This is a genomic window from Paenibacillus sp. FSL K6-2393, from assembly GCF_038002545.1.
Lineage (GTDB): Bacteria > Bacillota > Bacilli > Paenibacillales > Paenibacillaceae > Paenibacillus.
The window spans coordinates 5,529,800-5,548,442 of sequence record NZ_JBBOCU010000001.1; the positions used below are offsets into that span (position 1 = coordinate 5,529,800).

12 protein-coding genes are annotated in these 18,643 nt (G+C 46.0%); 2 read left to right on the forward strand and 10 right to left on the reverse strand.

What is annotated here, in order from left to right:
• Window positions 1–67: 67 nt before the first annotated feature.
• Window positions 68–1,282, forward strand: coding sequence for an MGDG synthase family glycosyltransferase (locus MHI14_RS24640; protein ID WP_341131432.1), 1,215 nt, complete (start codon window positions 68–70; stop codon window positions 1,280–1,282).
• Between the two features lie 274 nt (window positions 1,283–1,556).
• Here MHI14_RS24640 and MHI14_RS24645 read toward each other — a convergent pair whose 3' ends face one another.
• Together MHI14_RS24645 and thpR are read right to left on the reverse strand one after the other, a co-directional pair.
• Window positions 1,557–2,414: a cell wall hydrolase gene (locus MHI14_RS24645; RefSeq protein WP_091033869.1), complete on the reverse strand. Its 858-nt coding sequence runs from the start codon at window positions 2,412–2,414 to the stop codon at window positions 1,557–1,559.
• A 130-nt stretch (window positions 2,415–2,544) separates the two neighbouring features.
• Entirely contained in the window at window positions 2,545–3,147 is a 603-nt protein-coding gene (gene thpR / locus MHI14_RS24650; protein ID WP_341131433.1) for an RNA 2',3'-cyclic phosphodiesterase, read from the reverse strand.
• A 207-nt stretch (window positions 3,148–3,354) separates the two neighbouring features.
• Here thpR and MHI14_RS24655 point away from each other — a divergent pair, with 207 nt between their 5' ends.
• On the forward strand, window positions 3,355–4,311 hold the full coding sequence (locus MHI14_RS24655) for a D-2-hydroxyacid dehydrogenase (RefSeq protein WP_341131434.1): 957 nt from the start codon (window positions 3,355–3,357) through the stop codon (window positions 4,309–4,311).
• A gap of 177 nt (window positions 4,312–4,488) precedes the next feature.
• On the opposite strand, the gene MHI14_RS24660 is transcribed toward MHI14_RS24655, so the two are convergent.
• The 8 genes from MHI14_RS24660 to MHI14_RS24695 form a co-directional block, all read right to left on the reverse strand.
• The gene (locus tag MHI14_RS24660; protein WP_341131435.1) at window positions 4,489–5,466 is read right to left on the reverse strand and encodes a TRM11 family SAM-dependent methyltransferase; all 978 of its coding nucleotides are present in this window, start codon (window positions 5,464–5,466) and stop codon (window positions 4,489–4,491) included.
• A gap of 340 nt (window positions 5,467–5,806) precedes the next feature.
• Window positions 5,807–7,519, reverse strand: coding sequence for a methyl-accepting chemotaxis protein (locus MHI14_RS24665; RefSeq protein WP_341131436.1), 1,713 nt, complete (start codon window positions 7,517–7,519; stop codon window positions 5,807–5,809).
• A 285-nt stretch (window positions 7,520–7,804) separates the two neighbouring features.
• Window positions 7,805–8,830 carry an MsnO8 family LLM class oxidoreductase gene (locus tag MHI14_RS24670; protein ID WP_445670353.1) on the reverse strand — a complete coding sequence of 342 codons (1,026 nt, stop codon included), beginning with the start codon at window positions 8,828–8,830 and terminating at the stop codon, window positions 7,805–7,807.
• Window positions 8,831–8,851: 21 nt separating this feature from the next.
• The gene (locus tag MHI14_RS24675) at window positions 8,852–10,267 is read right to left on the reverse strand and encodes a deoxyguanosinetriphosphate triphosphohydrolase family protein (RefSeq protein ID WP_249911553.1); all 1,416 of its coding nucleotides are present in this window, start codon (window positions 10,265–10,267) and stop codon (window positions 8,852–8,854) included.
• A gap of 749 nt (window positions 10,268–11,016) precedes the next feature.
• The gene (gene htpG, locus MHI14_RS24680; protein WP_341131437.1) at window positions 11,017–12,897 is read right to left on the reverse strand and encodes a molecular chaperone HtpG; all 1,881 of its coding nucleotides are present in this window, start codon (window positions 12,895–12,897) and stop codon (window positions 11,017–11,019) included.
• Between the two features lie 1,346 nt (window positions 12,898–14,243).
• A complete protein-coding gene (nikC, locus tag MHI14_RS24685; RefSeq protein ID WP_253431493.1) occupies window positions 14,244–15,143 on the reverse strand; it encodes a nickel transporter permease in 900 nt (299 codons plus the stop codon).
• A 230-nt stretch (window positions 15,144–15,373) separates the two neighbouring features.
• Window positions 15,374–16,378, reverse strand: a complete 1,005-nt coding sequence (locus MHI14_RS24690; protein ID WP_341131438.1) for an ABC transporter permease — start codon at window positions 16,376–16,378, stop codon at window positions 15,374–15,376.
• 176 nt (window positions 16,379–16,554) lie between these two features.
• Window positions 16,555–18,204, reverse strand: a complete 1,650-nt coding sequence (locus MHI14_RS24695; protein ID WP_341131439.1) for an ABC transporter substrate-binding protein — start codon at window positions 18,202–18,204, stop codon at window positions 16,555–16,557.
• Between the last annotated feature and the right edge of the window lie 439 nt (window positions 18,205–18,643).

Genomic DNA, 18,643 nt, shown 5'->3' on the forward strand with positions numbered 1-18,643 from the left:
TTCCCTAGCTAGAATAAACAATGAATATCTTCATTTTGAATTAAAACTTATGAATAAAGGTGAACTCATGCGAAAACCAAGAGTGCTCTTATTATCGGAAGGTTTCGGTACCGGTCACACTCAGGCCGCTCATGCGCTGGCACATGGCATCAAAAAAGTCAGTCCACATGTTCACAGTCGTGTCATTGAACTAGGCAAATTTTTGAACCCAACGGTAGCTCCACTAATTTTCTCTGCATATCGAAAGACACTATCGGTTCAACCCAAACTGGTCAGCCTGTTGTACCGCACACAGTACAATAAATCATTAAATGGTTTTACCAAGCTGGCGTTGCACCGAATTTTCTATACACAGACGGCACAGGTTGTATCCCAACTAAAACCCGATGCAGTGATCTGTACCCATCCTTTTCCGAATGCTGTCATCTCCCGGCTCAAACGCCAGGGTCTGAATATCCCGCTCTATACGGTTGTGACGGATTATGACGTGCACGGAACATGGATTAATCCGGAAGTGAACAAATATCTGGTCTCTACCCCTCAGGTCAAAGCATTGCTTGAGATCCGGGGTGTCGATCCCTCCCATATTCAGATCACGGGAATCCCTGTGCATCCAGACTTCTGGGAAGCTGGAGATAAGGTGAAGCTACGGGAAGAGATGGGGCTTCAGAACATGCCTACGGCGCTGCTTATGGGTGGCGGATGGGGACTTTCGTTTGATGAGGATCATATGAAAGCTCTCACGTCTTGGGCAGATCGTGTTCAATTGGTCTTCTGTCTAGGAAGCAATGAAAAAATGATTGCAAAAATGAAGGAAATGCCTTGCTTCCAACATCCGAATATTCGTATTCTGGGATATACACGGGAAGTAAGCAAACTGATGGATGTATCCGATGTGCTGATCACCAAGCCAGGTGGCATGACATGCACTGAAGCGCTGGCCAAGGGTCTACCGATGTTGTTCATTCCTCCGATTGCAGGTCAAGAGGAAGAGAACTGTGAATACTTTGTACAAGCCGGATACGGCCAGGTCATTCACTCTGCCGACGTGATCACCAATCGTTTCAGACAACTAGTGGAACAGGCATCTACTCAAACTGAAAGCCCGCTGAACGTAGCACATATTTCAGGTAACCATTCGGCCTATGATCCGAAGTGCTGTGCTCAAGCTGTTCATAATTTATTGTTCCCGACTACGGCCGAAGTCACAACAACCTCCGTGGAGCGCTTCACATCCGGAATTGCTGCCACGTCCTTGTCAGGTACCAGAATACCATTCTGACGCCTCTATGGGCCTATAGAACAGCTCTCACGAGGTGTTATAGAGGACAAGACAATTGCTCACGATATACAAAGAAGGTTCCCTTCCGAATTTTTGGAAGGGAACCTTCTTTTATTTTCACTAATTCCACCGTATGATTTGGCAGAAAAAAGGGTAATTTAGAGTATAACGATATTTTAAATAACGAAATAAAACTACGATTCAGGCTTTTTCAAGGGCCATGTGATACACACACAGTTAACTACCCTGCCTGTTTGCAGAATTTACGGGTCGATTACTTGTAAAAAGTATGATGACCGATCGTTTTTACTTTTTTCTGCGAGCGAGCAACTGTCAGATCGTCGGCAAGCGTCAATGATAAGAAATAATACGTATCATCGGCAACTTCCTTCTTCCCGTTCAACGCAGCATTCACTGCTTTGATGCTGTCCTCGTTGGGAACTACACGTTTCATACGTCCGTTCGCTACAGGACTAAACTGGGATTTCTGATAGATGACCTTGTAAATGGTATCGGGAAAATTGGCTGACCGCAGCCGGTTTAAGACAACATTGGCAACTGCCACTTTGCCTTCGTACGGTTCACCTTCCGCTTCTGCCATGACGATTTTTTGCAGCAGATGCAGTTCTTTATCGGACACACTGTATGACCAGGTTGCAAGTTTCGAGTCTTCCTGGTTCAGAAGTTTGGTCCGTGTAAAGTATAGTTTTTGGGGGGGAGTTGTTACAGCAGCGACTTCTTTGGCACGTTTCACTTTGGCCAATTTCAGTGCAGCTTCTTTTTTGGCTTTGGCCGCAGCTACCGCTCTAGCTTTGTTCTTGGCCTTGGCTTCTTGCAGTTCCTGCTCTTCTTGAGCAGTCGTAAGCCAGTTCTTCGCTGGCAGAGATTCAGTCCACGCTACGGTTTGGGCAGACAGATTAGAGGACAGACTTGTCCCATCTTCCATCATACGCCTCTCTTCTTGCGTAGATGTTTGGTTATTTTGCACAGAAGCCGCAAGTTCGGTCATCTGTTTACTATCACTAGCTTCATTCCACTTCCCCGTCGCCTGAACGACATTTACCCCCACTATACATACAAGCAGCACTGATAACATCGGTGCTACCCAACGATTTTTGCTTATAATGTTCATTCGAAGATTCCTCCTGTCGAAACAATTCCCTTAACTAAGTAACCCAAAAAAAAGAATTTGAATAACGATGGCTAATATTACATAGGGATAAACGTTATGTCAATGTGATTTTATGGCATAAAAATGATTATCAGGAAAAAGAGAACGTGTCCACGACCTCATACATTGGCGATTGTCCCAGCCTTGTCACATAAAGTACAATGTCCTCCACCATCCATGAATTAGCACCTGTGGAATGTTCCGGAAGCACTCCAGATACCCCTTTATTTTCATTACCTGGAAGCTGTCCCAGATATTTTCTGGCAATGGTAATGTGGGGAGCATAAGGTCTTAATTCAGCTTCATACCCAAGGGGCGAAGTCGCCTGCACGATTTGTTTTTGCAATGAAAACAAGTGCTCTACCTCTCCGCTAACACCTTTCCAAAGCACCTTAGGTGCTTCTTCAAGTCCAAATGTGCCCCAGTCGGAAAGCTGAAGTTCAAACGGCTGAAATCCGCTTGCTGCTGAGCGCAATGCTTTTCGCAGGTGCCCGATGTCACTAACTAACGTATCCCCCAGAAATTGCAAGGTTATATGATAATCTCTATGATCTGTCCATTTACGAAAATCTAGCTTGTTCTGTACAAGCCTTGCATCCATCTGAAGAGACTGCTGAACAGCAACAGGAAGACGAATTGCTACAAACAATCTTTCCCGTCGGGATGAATGATCCTGATGTGATTGGTTATTCATTGCATACACCTCTCTAAAGTTCGCTCTATTATTTCATAACTATACATATCGTTTCAAGTTGGGTAAGTATAGAGTGACACAAATATAACCATTTGCAAATAAGGCTAGATTCCTGCATTTCCCACCTAAATGCACATCCAACACCAAATCTGATACACTTTAATTATCAAACTCATCAAATTATTTATCTCAGGAGGACCACACATTATGGGTAAAATTGTATGTTTTCCATCTCTATCTGAAGAACAGCAACAACGCATTCAGAATGCTGCACCAGAATACACCCTGAAATTCGGAAAAGCCAAGGAATTGGACCCCGCTGAGTTGGAAGAAGCTGAGATTATTCTCGGCTGGTCCCCACTCGTCACAGAACATGCATTGAAACAGGACAGCCTGTTGAAATGGGTTCAGGTCTGGTCTGCTGGTGTGGACAATCTCCCCTTCGCAGATTTGCAACAAAAGAACGTTCAGGTCACTAGTGCAAATGGAGTTCACGCGATTCCAATCACCGAAATTATTCTGGGCATGATGTTGTCCCACAGTCGCTGGCTGAGACAAGCTATGCTGCATCAACAGCAGGCCGAATGGAAAGCTCCTGCCAAACCACTGCCGGAACTGCATGGCAAAACAGCGGTCATCGTTGGTGTAGGTGAGATCGGTACGGAAACAGCCCGTATTCTCAAAGCACTCGGCATGCGCACGATCGGAGTTCGCCGCTCAGGTAAGGATGTCCCCAATGTGGACCAAATGTACAACATGACCGGTTTACATGAAGCCTTGAGCCAGGGCGATTATGTAATTAACATTTTACCGCTAACCGATGAAACCAAACATATATATGATCAAACTGCATTTGAGCAGTTCCGATCCGGTGCCTGCTTCGTCAATGTAGGCCGTGGCCCCAGTGTGAAAACGGAAGCGTTGCTGAATGCACTCCAAAACGGCCAAGTTGCCTTCGCCGCACTGGACGTGTTCGAAGAAGAACCTCTTCCTGCAGACCACCCGCTATGGGGCATGGATAACGTGTTAATTACGCCTCATATCGCAGGAAGTACAGAGCAATACGCGGATCGAGCAGTCGATATTTTCGTCAAAAATCTGAAAGCTTACGTCGCTGGCGATACCCTGCCGGTGAACCTTGTGGATTATAGTCATAAATATTAACACAAACACCCGTTCCCATGCAATATTGTGCAAATCAGATCAACGATATCAATTGAACAAAAGAATATTTCTGTCCTCTACGTTCTAGTGTAAACGGTTAGTTCAATGGATATGTAAGCAATAAAAAAATCTACCTCTGGAAATTTCCCTAGAGGTAGATTTTTTTGTTTTTTACGCTTACATACACAGCCAAATATGACGTATAAACGTGCCTTTATGTACTGTTTGGTACTCTTTTACAGTCCATCCCGCTTCCAACAAGTGCTCTTCTACCCACTCTGTGGAAACAATCACTGCCCGTTTTGCCAATATGCGCAAACTCTCCAGCATGGCTCGTTGCTCAGCATCCGGAAGTACAGAGCAGAGATTATAAGGCATGTCCAGAATTGCTGCATCATACAAATCTTGCAGTTCATTCATATCCCCCAGTGTGATTCGATCTGAATCATATCCATAATGCGGCAGATTGATACGTGCACCTCGGACAGCCAGCGGATTGAGATCGTTACCTTTTGCGTCAATTCCCATGGATAAAGCCTCAATCACAACCGTTCCCATACCGCAGCATGGATCAAGCAAGCGATGGTTTTCTACTCTCGGAACAGCAATATTAACCAGCGCTCTCGCAAGCGTGATGCCAAATCCAGTCGAGTAGTTTTGCGGCTTCTGCCTATGAATTTGCCAAGATCGATCAGCTTCTGTCCACTGGCCCAAGATCCATTTTTCTCCTGTTCGGATTAGGCCGAAAGTCACCTTAGGTTGTTTCATCTGTGCCTTGCCCTTAATGCACATGCCGATTTCTTTTTCCAGTTGACGAGACTGTGCATAGTCAGGGGTATGATCCCCTTCTTTCAGACAAATCACCTTAAATGTCTCTTCTGGCAACAGCTGAATCTCTTTGGCAAGAGGAAGCAGATCAGTCACGCTGCTCCCTTCGCCGATCACGTCCAGTCTGCCATGGATAAAAGGACTGCGTCCAGGTGGAATACATCGTTCAGACCACACATACGACCCCATATCCATACGGATCTCCAAACTCGGTTCAAGCAGCGTATTCAGTTCCATCATGCATAATTCATGCTCGTTCTCGTGGCAAGCAAAAGTGTAGAGGTGTTTCCCAGAAGTAGCGTAAATACCAAGTGTTTCATCAGGCAAAATCCCCCTCTCCTTCCTTCATTAATCATGTTTCTTCTATATAAATAGTAAGCTCATTGAAGACATAACAAATACGACTCATACGTTTGCTTCAGGTAGTCATTGTATACAATGTTAGGCTCCTAGACAACTATCCATTTCCTTGCACGTATCTAATTGGAAAGAAAAAAATAAGGTGTTCCCATTGTTTAGGAACACCTTATTTTATTTTGAGATTATAACATTGGAATCCTAATCATTCTTGCCAGCAAACGTTATAGGCCAACAGCTCATATATCATACTGATATCTCACCAATTGCCGCCTGCGTGATTCCAGCTTCTTCTATTATAAGAAGAAGGTTATATTTTTAATTTTTCAATGGATGTAAGCAAATCTTCCGATAATTCTTTCAGACTTTGAATGTTGCCGCTAATCGTTTCCATGGAACTTACTTGCTCTTCCGCCGATGCAGAAACTTCTTCCACACTCGCTGCCGATTGTTCCGAAACAGCGGAAATCTGCTGACTGAAATCATTCATTCGTCCGCTTGCTTCCTGCATGCCTGCCAGTCCATCTGTCATCGTGCTGATGACACCAACCATGCCTTCCACCGATTCGTTAATTGTACGGAAGAGTTGACCTGAAGCAAGCACATGTTCCTGACCCAGTTCGGTTTCCTGAACGCCCGTACGTAATTCCGCAACCACCCCTTGTGACTCCTGCTGAATATCCTCGGTAATCGCCGTGATCTCTTCGACCGAAGTCTGCACAGCCTCAGATAACTTCCGCACTTCTGATGCTACTACAGCGAATCCGCGTCCACTCTCTCCCGCACGTGCTGCCTCAATGGAGGCATTCAATGCGAGCAGATTGGTTTGGCGTGCAATGTCATGAATGACTTGAACCAGCTTGGAAATATCTTCATTTTTACGATTCAACCGTTCCATTTTGTCCATGGAAGCCGAGACCGAACCTGAAATCTGTTGCATCTGCTGCACCGACTGTTCCATCGCCTTGCGACCATTCAGCCCTTGTTCCAGTACAAGATCCGACATGACGCGCAGCTGGCTGCCTTGTTCCGTATGATTCTGAATGTGATCATTCAACGCTTCAACCGTGCGGGCTGATTCCACGGCTGTCTCTGCCTGGCTCTCTGCGGCCTTGGCTGACTCTTCCATGGTCACAGCAATTTGGCGACTACCAATCTTAACCTCTTCTGAGGATATTGCCAGTTCCCCACTTTGCAGATTGACAGCTTCCGCAATTCGTCTGACGCTCAGAACCATGGAAGTCAGGTTACCTTTCATGTCATTCACCGCTTTGGCCAGAACACCGACTTCATCCTCATGTTTGGTATGTATGTCCTGAACATTCAATTGGCCTTCTGCAATCAGTTTCACCGCACTAATGACACGTAGCAGTGGTTTCACGACCTGTGAACGGATAATCGGAATGCTGATCGCTGTAATGACAATCATGACAAGAACACCGATAATGATGATTAACCTACCATCCTGCACCGATCTGATCGTTTGGGCCGCCGCAAGATTGGACTGTTCCTGATTATATTCCACGAGATAATCTAGATCGACTTGCATGGTGTCGAAGGAATCAGCACCTTTATCAGATACTTCCTTCGCCAGTTGTGTCTGACCCTCATCACTCAGCTTGATCGATTGCGTATTAATCTTGAGATATGCTTCCCATTTGTTCTTGAACGCAGTCCAGTGTTCGAGCTCATCCGCAGACTTCTCTTGCTGATCATAGATTTTAATCGCCTGCGTCGTTTCACGAATATACTTGGTACGCTCTTCTGACAAAAATGCCTTGTCTGTTTCATCCGCGTCAAAGTGACGATAACTCAGTGACAGGACATGCTCTGTGGTATAATTTAACCGATTAATTTGCTGGATTGATGGCATCCAATTGTTCGTAATTTCGTTAGTATTGGTTTCAATTGAATTCATCCGGGTGACAATCGTGACACTCAAAATAATTAAACAGAGGATTAACAAGTAGAACGCGATGCTGATACGCAGACCGATACTCTTGATCTTGAATCTGCTGAACATATGATTTCCCCCTTGACCTCTTCGGTCATCCCGAATTCAGGTGCTTTTGTCATTGTTTTCCCCTTCTTTTGACCTCTTGTCAAAAGAACTTATCTATATTATATCGATAGGAAAATAGACGTAAAGTATTATAACATTATTTTGTCATTAAGATGCTTGGTTTTGTAAAAGATTGTTGAATCTTGACAAAGTCCAAACCGAAGAGCTGCAGCATACGGTAAAGTCCCGATCTGCAGCTCTTCGGTTTGTTCGGATTTCAACGGCTAACATCCTAAAGTGATCAGCCTAGTTCAGTATTGCTGTCTTATGCTCAGCCAGCAATCGATATGAATCCAACCTGCGCTCATAATCTGGTCCTGCCGTAACCAGAAGCAACCTCTCCGTATCCAGCCTGTTACTCACCTGTTGCAATCGCGCCCATACCTGCTCAGCTGTACCTGCATAGTGCCGCACCGATTCATTATGATCAATAACGGCTGCATCATTCGTCTTAGAGACCGCGATACCACTTGAATTCGACTCGGTTGAATGTTCTTTCCCATCCAGCTTGCGCCTCTCCGCCATGTCACGACTCCAGTCCAAAGCATCCATCTCTGACTCGGCACACAATACGCTGACTGCCACCATAACTTCAGGCTCCTTCATCGTTGCACTAGGAATAAACCCTTCTCGGTATCGCCTTACAGCCTCTGTACCATCGGCATCACTCATGAATTGACCAAATACATATCCCATGCCAAACCGTGCCGCAAATTCTGCACTCTTCACGTTAGTTCCCAACATCCAGAGCGATAACGGGAGCTGGGGAATCGGACGAGCTGTCACGGGATGATCCTCGTACATGTAGCGGTCCTCGAGCAGTTCTGTGAGTGCTGCGAGCGATTCAGGCAGCTTGGACACATGGTGCAAGTAATTGCCACTGAGTGCCATCGTGGCATGAGGTCCACCGCCAGGAGCACGTCCAAGCCCAAGCTCAATACGCCCCGGATAGAGCGCAGCCAGCAGGCGGAACGACTCCGCAACCTTGAGTGGGCTATAGTGCGGCAACAAGACCGCACCAGAGCCAAGTTGGATCGTTGTTGTCCTTGCTCCGATGTGCGATAACAGTACTTCGGGAGAGGCCGATGCCAGTTCAGCCATATCATGATGCTCTGATGTCCAGTATCGGGCGTATCCCCAAGCCTCGGCATGTTGCGCAAGTGTCAGCGATTGTTGAAGTGCCTGTTCCGCTGTGGCATCGTTTAACCTTGGCACAAGGTCAAGTACGCCCAGACTGAACATCTCACTCATTCGCTTAGCCACGCGTCTCATCTCCCTTTATATCGGTTAATTTTAATCCAGATCGTAGATCGAACCCACCTTCAGACCGTAGAGTTCATTATATATTTTCTCGGCAAATGCATCCGTCATTCCTGCGATATAATCGATCACCATGTGTTCCCAAGTCCAGATCGGCTGGGCTTTGGCTTGATCCTTCTCATACCGCTGCAGCCAGTCAGATGGAATAATCGATTTGGACGTTTCCGGATCGAGGAATGCATCCCATAATCGCTTAATCATCCACTCACTGCGCTTCTGTAGACGCTGTACACGTAGGTCACGAATCATGGTCACCCAGGCAAAACTCTTGAGCACACTCACCGTACGCAGCATATCAAGGTCTTCAGCCCCTTCACGGACAAAAGTTACCTTCTTCCAGTCGCCGTCGTCAATAACGCCCAGGCTGCCTACAAAAAAGCTCACCCAATAGGCTTTCACTTCACGACGGGTACGCGAGTAATCATGCTCGCAGAACGGCATCTTCTCATTCCAGATGCGCAGGAACGAAGCGAGGACCTCTTCTACCTTTTGCCCAATCGCTTCTCGGGTCCATCCGTTCCAGAACAGATCCTCCAGCGTTGTAATTTTATCCACAATCAGTCGATTCACATGCGGATCTTGCAGGAAATGCTCATGTACTTCAATCTTGCCTGCTTTGATGCCATCCTCGAGGTCATGTGAGGAGTACGCAATATCGTCGCAAAGGTCCATCAGCTGTGCTTCCAGCGTCTTCTTGCCTGCCGGCACGTTCCAGCGATCACGGATCTCCCGAATATATTGCCACTCATGATGATACATGCCTTTTTTGCTCTCTGTCCCAGGGTACGGATATTTGTTTATCCCTAGTAATACCGCATCAGACAGATTCAGCCCGTCGATATCTTCACGTTTCTCCAAGTGCATAATGAGACGGAAGTTGTGCGCATTGCCTTCAAAATGCTCGTATTTTCGTTTTAACTCGGCACGGACTTCAGACTCCACCTTGGGAACTTTGACGCTGCGGCTTTTCTTCATGATTTTCTTAGCCTCGGTGTTGATGAGGTCATCCAGAATACCATCTAATACTTCTTCACCTTTATGTCCAAACGGCGGGTGACCGAAATCATGTGCGATTGCAGCGCACTCCACCACTTCTGAATCAATAATAAGGCCGGGGTTGTCCGCACGGTCCCAGTCTACCTCAGGAAAACGGCGAATCAAACTTCGGGCAGCCTCTCGTGCAATCTGTGCCACCTCTAGGGAATGGGTCAAGCGAGTACGATAATAATCACCCGTTCCTGCGCCAAACACCTGCGATTTGCCCTGTAACCGACGGAAGGTCGGTGAATGAATGAGTCTCGAATAGTCCCGTTCATACGCTGCACGAGATCCATCCAATTTGGTTAATTCAGGATATTGTCTATGTTCTCTCAGATCGTTCCATTGCATGGGGATCACTCCTAGCCGACTGTCTCTATTTTGAGTGATTATACACAACATCTGTGGTTTCGAAAAGCAAAACCTGTCTGCGATTGTCATCTCTTCTTACATCAACTTGTAATGAACAGTCATCTTCTCTTATTATACCCTGCCAGACTATCATCCGTGCATCTAAATGACAATGATTCATATTGAACTAATTATTCACATATGCTCGCTCCCATAGCAGAACAAACATAAGTACTAACTGTGCCATCAGATGGCCGTTCCGGTTACGGATCGTTCTTCTGATCGCTGTTGTCTCCAGGTTTTCTGAATTCCCTTTAAAAAGGAAGAAATTCGGGAATAGCGTATGCTTCCGATGCAGCTTTCTTACAGAAAGCTTTCAGGCGAACGCTTCGCTTCTTCAGAATCGATTCCGTCCCCTTCACTACTTTTGCTGTACTTAAAATACATAATGGTATTCACCAGTTATCTCGCTAAAATTGGAGTGAAGATCAAGATCAAGTTCAACTTATAATAATATCATCATTTGCTTCAATGATAGTCTGTCTCCCCCGCGCCCTCCCCGTTGTGGGTAAAAACAAAAAAACCGACAGGACTGAAACGCCCTGTCGGGGTGGAGATGGTGGGTGCAACGGTATTTTGTAGTTTCCAAGCCATATAAGCACTGCGCCTTGGACCCGGAAACTGCATGGAACATTCCATCACTTTTGATTAAGTGCACCGTTATTCCATCACTGCGATATTGCGGAAGTTTACACCATCACCTTACAGATATCGTTGGTGAATTCTACTGGATCTTGAATTGGCAATCCTTCGATCAGCAATGCCTGATGGTACAACAGGCTTGTGTAGAGGTTCAGTTTTTCCTGATCCTGCGCGAAAGCGTCTTTCAACGATTTGAAGACATCGTGATTCACGTTGATTTCCAACACTTTGTCAGCTTGTACGTTTTCGCTGTTTGGCATAGCTTTCAGAATTTTCTCCATTTCAATCGTCAATTCACCTTCAGTGGACAAACATACCGGGTGGCTTCTTAGACGTTTGGAAGCTTTAACGGCTTTTACTTTACCTGCCAATTGAGCTTGCATCGCTTCAAACAACTCTTTGTTGTCGTTGTCCTGAGCATCCGTTTCTTCTTTGTCCGCGCCATCTTCGATACCCAAGTCACCACTGGAGATGGATTTGAATTCTTTCTCCTTGTAGTTCGTGATCATCTTGATGGCGAACTCATCGATGTCATCGGTAAAGTACAGTACTTCGTACCCTTTCTCAAGAACACCCTCGATCTGTGGCAACTTTTCAATACGGCTAATGGACTCACCGGATGCATAGTAGATGTACTTCTGATCTTCCGGCATTCTGGAAACGTACTCGTCCAGGCTCACGAGTTTGCTCTCTTTGGAAGACGTGAACAACAGCAGATCCTGCAATGTATCCTTGTTCACACCATAGTCGCTGTATACACCATATTTCAATTGACGACCAAACGCTTGGTAGAACTTCTCGTAGTTCTCACGCTCGTCCTTCAATAGGCTTTGCAGTTGGCTCTTGATTTTGTTCTTAATGTTCTTCGCGATCAGGCTAAGCTGACGGTCATGTTGCAACATCTCACGGGAGATGTTCAGGGACAAGTCTTCCGAATCCACCATACCTTTAACAAATCCAAAGTAGTCTGGCAACAGATCCCCGCATTTATCCATGATCAATACACCGTTGGAGTATAACTCAAGGCCTTTTTCATACTCTTTCGTATAGTAGTCAAACGGCGTATTCTCCGGAATAAACAGGATTGCATTGTATACCACTGCGCCATCTGCGCTGATGTGCAGGTGTTTGAGCGGTTTGTCAAAACCGTAGCGTTTTTCCATATAGAAGTTATTGTAATCTTCTTCGGTCAGTTCGCTTTTATTTTTACGCCAGATCGGCACCATGCTGTTCACGGTTTGTTCTTCTTGGTATTCCTCGAATTCGTTCTCCGTGCCCTCTTTCGGACGTTGACCCGTTACATCCATCTTGATTGGGTAGCGAATGAAGTCGGAGTATTTCTTGATGATGGATCTCAGGCGGTACTCTTCCAAAAATTCGTCATACGAATCTTCTTCGGTATTTCCTTTGATCGTCAGGACGATCTCTGTACCTACAGAATCTTTCTCAGCTGGTGTGATCGTGTAACCATCCGCGCCTTCGGACTCCCATTTCCAAGCCTCGTCGCTGCCCAGCGTTTTACTTGTTACGGTCAGCTTGTCCGCCACCATAAATGCCGAGTAGAAACCAACCCCGAATTGTCCAATGATGTTGTGACCGTCTTTTGCTTCATTTTCTTTCTTGAACGCCAGGGAGCCACTCTTCGCGATAACCCCCAGGTTGTTCTCCAGCTCTTCCTGCGTCATCCCAATTCCGGTATCTGTCAGTGTGAGGGTGCGGTTTTCTTTGTCGATCGTGAGCTTGATGAAGTAGTCCTCTTTGTTGAAAACGAGCGAATCGTCCGTCAGTGCTCTGTAATAAATTTTATCAATGGCGTCACTGGAGTTGGAGATCAATTCTCTTAAAAAGATTTCTCTTTGGGTGTAAATGGAGTTGATCATCATATCCAGCAAACGTTTGGATTCTGCCTGGAATTCTTTCTTAGCCATGAGTGGTTGGACTCCTTTCAAATTTGGATATCGAATGATTTGATTGAAAATAGAAAGTAAATCCTTGAGTTTTTCATACAAAACTTATGGATGCCAGAAAATCATTTGAAGCTTAAACGCTTGATCATCAGATCCAATAGATTGGCTAATCTTCAAAAATGCATGACGTTCTGCAATATAGCCGTTCCGGTTACGAATCGTTTTTCGGATCGCTGTTATCCCCGTATTTCTTTGATTCCCTTTTTAAAAGGGAGAAATTCGGTGATAAAGGCGAACGCTCTGCTTCCTCCAAATCGATTTCGTCCCCTGCACTACTTTTGCATCTGATCAGGAACTTGTTTGAGGATTAGATCCTTCTATTTAAATGGATTCTGTTGATTAAGCAAACATTTAGCTTCTTCCGGTTCTGTTGCGCACCTTGGCTTCGCATGTACTACTCAGGTTCAATATATTTCCAAAAACAGAATCATTCCATATGTAGGCGTATAGTAAAAATATCATTTGTTAGCACTCTAATGATCGGAGTGCTAAACCCTTCCTTTTATATAACATATGGGAAAATTGGGTGTCAATACGCAGGCGGTTATTTTAACAAAAAGATCGAATAACCCTTCTACTTTTGCACATCACCAATCATTTTAACGTAATCCCGCAGGTAAAACAAAAGCCGACTCGAACCAGAGTTCGAACCGGCATGGTGAAGGATTATAATGTGTCTGTTGATATAGTAGATAGCGTTAAAACATATTTCATCTAATGTACCTTGGAGTATCCTCGACCTTACTGTGTCGAGACTGATGTATGGGTACGTTGGGATATTAGTATGTTGGTACCTTAATATTGTGGTTGCTTGAATGTCCTGAACAGCATGGTAGTTACGCGCTAACGAACCTCAGAGGCGTAAAATAGCCTTTTTAGGATGAATTTATTATCTAACGAATTGTAGACACGCTATTGCTCGCCTTTAGCCAACCTTTCGAGAATTTCCTCAGGCTTTTCACATAATATCGTGTGTGAAGTTCGTTAGATTGGGAAATTGTCTGGAAATCGTAAAATAAGGGCTCCCGGGTTCTTTAGAGTTGAAGGAGAAGTTAGCGTAACAGCTACAAATAGGATTATGTCTAAAAATTAGCACATGCGATTAGTTTTAGAGTTAGCGATGGCGCGTATGCTGCGTTACAGAAAAAGTTAGGGTTGCAGAGCTAGGGTTTCAAATCAAAGTTACAGCTTGAGTTCGAGCTTGGGTTATAGGTTACGGTTACGGTTACGGTTACGGTTACGGTTACGGTTTGATTTTGATTTTGAGTTTGAGCAGAAGTTAGTGTTACGGTTAGAGTTTGAGAATTCTACTTTTTCGCCATTTTCGGATCAAGGGTATCGCGTAGTCCATCGCCCATGAGGTTGAAGCCGAGAACGGTTAACATAATTGAAACGCCGGGGAAAATCAGCGTCCACGGGGCTTTTTGTATAAACTGACGGGAGTCCGACAGCATTTTGCCCCATTCCGGGTCGGGTGGTTGTGCACCCATACCTAGAAATCCGAGTGCAGCGGCCTCAATGATCGCCGTTCCAATTCCAAGTGTACCTTGCACGATCAGAGGAGTAAGGCTGTTGGGCAAGATGTGGCGAAACAAGATTCGCCCGTTGCCCGCTCCGAGTGTCCGTGCCGACGTAATGAATTCCTCCTGTCTCAAGCTGAGTACCCGTGAACGCACCAATCTTCCGTAGGTCGGGATGTTCACGATGGCGATGGCGAGCAGTGCATTTTGCAAAGACGGGCCCAATATCGCCACAATGGCGATGGCTAGTAAAATCCCCGGAAAGGCGAGCAAGATATCAAATAGACGCGAGATAAGCATGTCCGCCCATTTTCCATAAAATCCTGCAATTAAACCAAGCAACGTGCCCGCGATAATAGATCCAATGACGGAGAAAAAGCCCACCCACAAGGAAATACGCGCCCCGTGCAGCACTCTGGAAAACACGTCACGCCCCAGATCATCGGTACCAAACCAATGCTCTGCCGAAGGAGCCTGAAGCCGATCCACCAGCACCTGTTCCTTGTAATCGTAAGGTGCGATGTAGGGCGCAAGGAAGGCCAACAGGATAAAAAATACGATAATAATCAAGCCCGCAAGCGCAAGTCGATTTTTCCGAAATGTTCTCCACGCTTCCCGCCATGGACCGGATGTGCTCGCTGTTGCAGCGTCAATGGATGGTCCGGTATTGGTCGATAATTTGGCCATGCGGTGTCTCCTTTCTTGGATATGAATATAACAATAGATCAACAAACTCTATTACACTCAAGCACTACGATTGCAGTATCATCTTCTGATCGCTGTTATCCCCAGATTATATTGATCCACCTATTTAAAGGTGAAAATCCGGTGATAAATGCGCAGCCTATGCTTCCGATGTAGCTTTCTTTTAGAAAGCTTTTAGCTTCGCTTCTGCAGATTGGTTCTTTATTGAGTCCCTATTTATAACTAATACGAGGATCAAACACGGCGTAGAGCAAATCTACAATTAAGTTGATCACCACGAAAAAGAACGCCACGATCAGAATGCCACTCTGGATCACCGGATAGTCCCGCGAACTAATCGCTTCATATATATAACGTCCCACGCCAGGCCAAGCAAAGATCGTCTCGGTCAATACCGCACCCCCGAGCAACGATCCGGTCTGGATGCCGATAACCGTAAGTACTGGAATAAAAGCATTTTTAAGTGCATGTCCATATACAACAAAAAACGGCCCCAGTCCCTTCGCCTTTGCAGTACGAATGTAATCGGAACTCATCACTTCCAACATGCTGGAACGTGTCATTCTAGCAATAACGGCCATCGGGATCGTACCAAGCGCAATACTCGGGAGTAACAAATGTTTGGTTACGGTCCACAACTGATCCCAGCGTCCGGCAATCATCGTATCCAGCACATACAAGCCCGTAATGGCTTCCACCGGATCACGTGCATTCATTCGTCCAATGGAAGGCAGCCACTGCAACTTGTTCGCAAACAGCCATTGTTCCATCAGACCGAGCCAGAAGATCGGCATGGATACACCCACCAAAGCAATGACCATACAGCAATAATCAAACCAGGAGTTGTGCTTCCATGCACTGACAATACCGGCATTCACCCCAATAATGACAGCAAATAACATACTCGCCATCGTTAATTCAAGGGTTGCTGTCAGATAAGGCACAATTTCCTGGGCAATAGGCACCTTGGTGCGGATAGACGTTCCCAGGTCACCTTTGAGCAAATCGCCCAAGTAGGCGAAATATTGCTGGAACCAGGGTTTATCCAGACCGAGCTGGTCCCGAAGGGCCTGCTTGGATTGTTCAGTTGCCTTTTGCCCAAGTATGGTCTCGGCCGGGTCACCCGGAATGGCGTGGATGATGGAAAAGATAATCAGAGTCATGCCCAGCAGTACGGGCAGCAACACAAGCACACGTTTGACAATATAGCTGTTCAATCCTGTTCACCTGCCTTCGACATATCGAGCAAAATAAAAAGCGCCGGCAGACACGCATGCTTTTTGGATAGTTACGTCCGGATGTAGGTTCTGCCAAGCATTGCGTCTCACCAGCGCTTTGATAGAAAGAATGGTTAATGCGTTAGATGCATATTCAGATTCAACTTCCCTCTACGCTATTCGAAGTAGGCCCCGGCATAGGATTCACTACCCAGCGGAGATGGTACAAAACCTTTCAGGTTTGATTTACCCGCCAGAATTGGGGTGGTATGCACAAGTGGAATCCACGGTGCGTCTTCCTTGATAATTGCCTGCGCTTGTTTGTAAAGCTCGGCACGTTTCTCCTGATCTGTTTCTTTCTGCGCATCGGTCAGCAACACATGCAACTCTTCGTTGACATAGAAGCTGCGGTTATTGCCCGGAATGGCGTCTTTGTCGAGCAAGGTGTAGAGGAAGTTATCCGGGTCCCCGTTGTCACCCGTCCAGCCGAGCATGTAGATATCATCTTTTTCCCCGGCTTTGGCATCATCCAGATACGTCGCCCACTCGGGAGATTCAATGTTCGTCGTAACACCAATTTTCTCAAAATCAGCCTGGATTGCTTCCGCTACCTTCTTGCCATCAGGCATATACGGGCGGGATACCGGCATTGCATAGAAGGTTACCGGATCAGGCAATCCGTCAGGGAAGCCAGCTTCGGCCAGTAGAGCTTTTGCCTTTTCCAGATCATATGGGTAATCCTCAATGGTATCGTTGTATCCCCACAGCGTTGGCGGCATCGGGTTCACGGCAGGCTCAGCTTGTCCAGCAAAAAACGCATCAATAAGAGCCTGCTTGTTCACGGCATGATTGAGAGCTTGTCTGACTTTCACATTATCAAATGGTTTCTTCTTGAAGTTAAAGCCGATATACGCCACGTTGAACGGTGGACGCTCGATCTTCTGTAGCTCACTGTTGCCTTCAAGGATGGACAGATCGTCCGGGTTCAGGTCTTCCATGACATCAATCTCGCCGTTTTGCAGGGCATTGAAGCGAGCGGTATTATCCGGAATGGAACGCACGATCACCTTGTTCAGCTTTGGCAGTCCTTCTTTCCAATAATCCGCATTTTTCTCCAGGGTGATGGAGTCGTTACGTTTCCATTCTTTTAATACAAATGGGCCGGTGCCCACAGGCTCGCTCTTGAAGTTTTCTTTTTTCTCCTGAATCGCGGTTGGGCTGGCAATGCCAAATGGCGTCATCGCAATATTTTGCAGGAAAGGCGCTTGTGGTTGGTTCAATGTGAACTCCACCGTAGTCTCGTCCGTCGCCTTCACTTCCTTGATCACACGCCCGTCCTCTGGACCAAACATGGAATCGTAATAATCGAAGGAATCTCCCTCGAATTTATATTCACTCGCCGGATCGCCCCAGCGGTTGAAGTTGAACACAACAGCCTCGGCATTAAAATCAGTTCCATCATGAAATTTCACACCGGACTTCAGCTTAAACACATACTTGAGCCCATCTGCCGAAATCTCCCAGCTCTCTGCTAGTCCAGGAATGACCTCTGTTCCGCCTTCCTTGTAGTCCAGCAACGAATCAAACACCTGATGTCCAATCTTCAGCGACTCTCCATCGGTCACAATCGCCGGGTCGAGTGCGACGGAATCCCCGCCACGCCCCATAATCATCGTATCTTGCGCTTCCGTCACTTCGGCTGGCGGCTCGCTGCCTTCCGCGGGAGCAGGCGAATTCCCAGCCCCCTCATTGCTTGAGCAGCCTGACAACACCAAGACGGTGCTCAAAGCCAGAGTCAAAAAACCGGACATCCATTTCTTTCTCATTCGCATACGTACAACACCCTTCCCTGTCTCATAATGTGTGTGATGCTGGCATGAAAGATCTCCAATGTTGGCAATCGGTTTGGTGCTATGTATCATATAAAAGGCTTTAGATGCCTGCGATACCTGAATTAAAGTTCTGAGAAAAGTACGGCATGTATATGAAATGTAAAACTAGTATGGGACACGTATGGAATACAGGTAAATTTTAGATCGTGCACATTGAGCGAGGACATGGATTGATTACTTTTATAGAAAAAGAAAAAGGTTCAACAACGTATCTTGTGAGATGAATCTATGAAATTGATAAGATTGTTGCGTTTTATTTGAACTAAGGTCAATAAGCAACAGCGAGTGGGTATGGACTGGTAAGAGCAAGTTTACGTTGGTAGATTAAAGATACTGATAGGCATATGGATACTACGCTGCTGGCTACGCAATA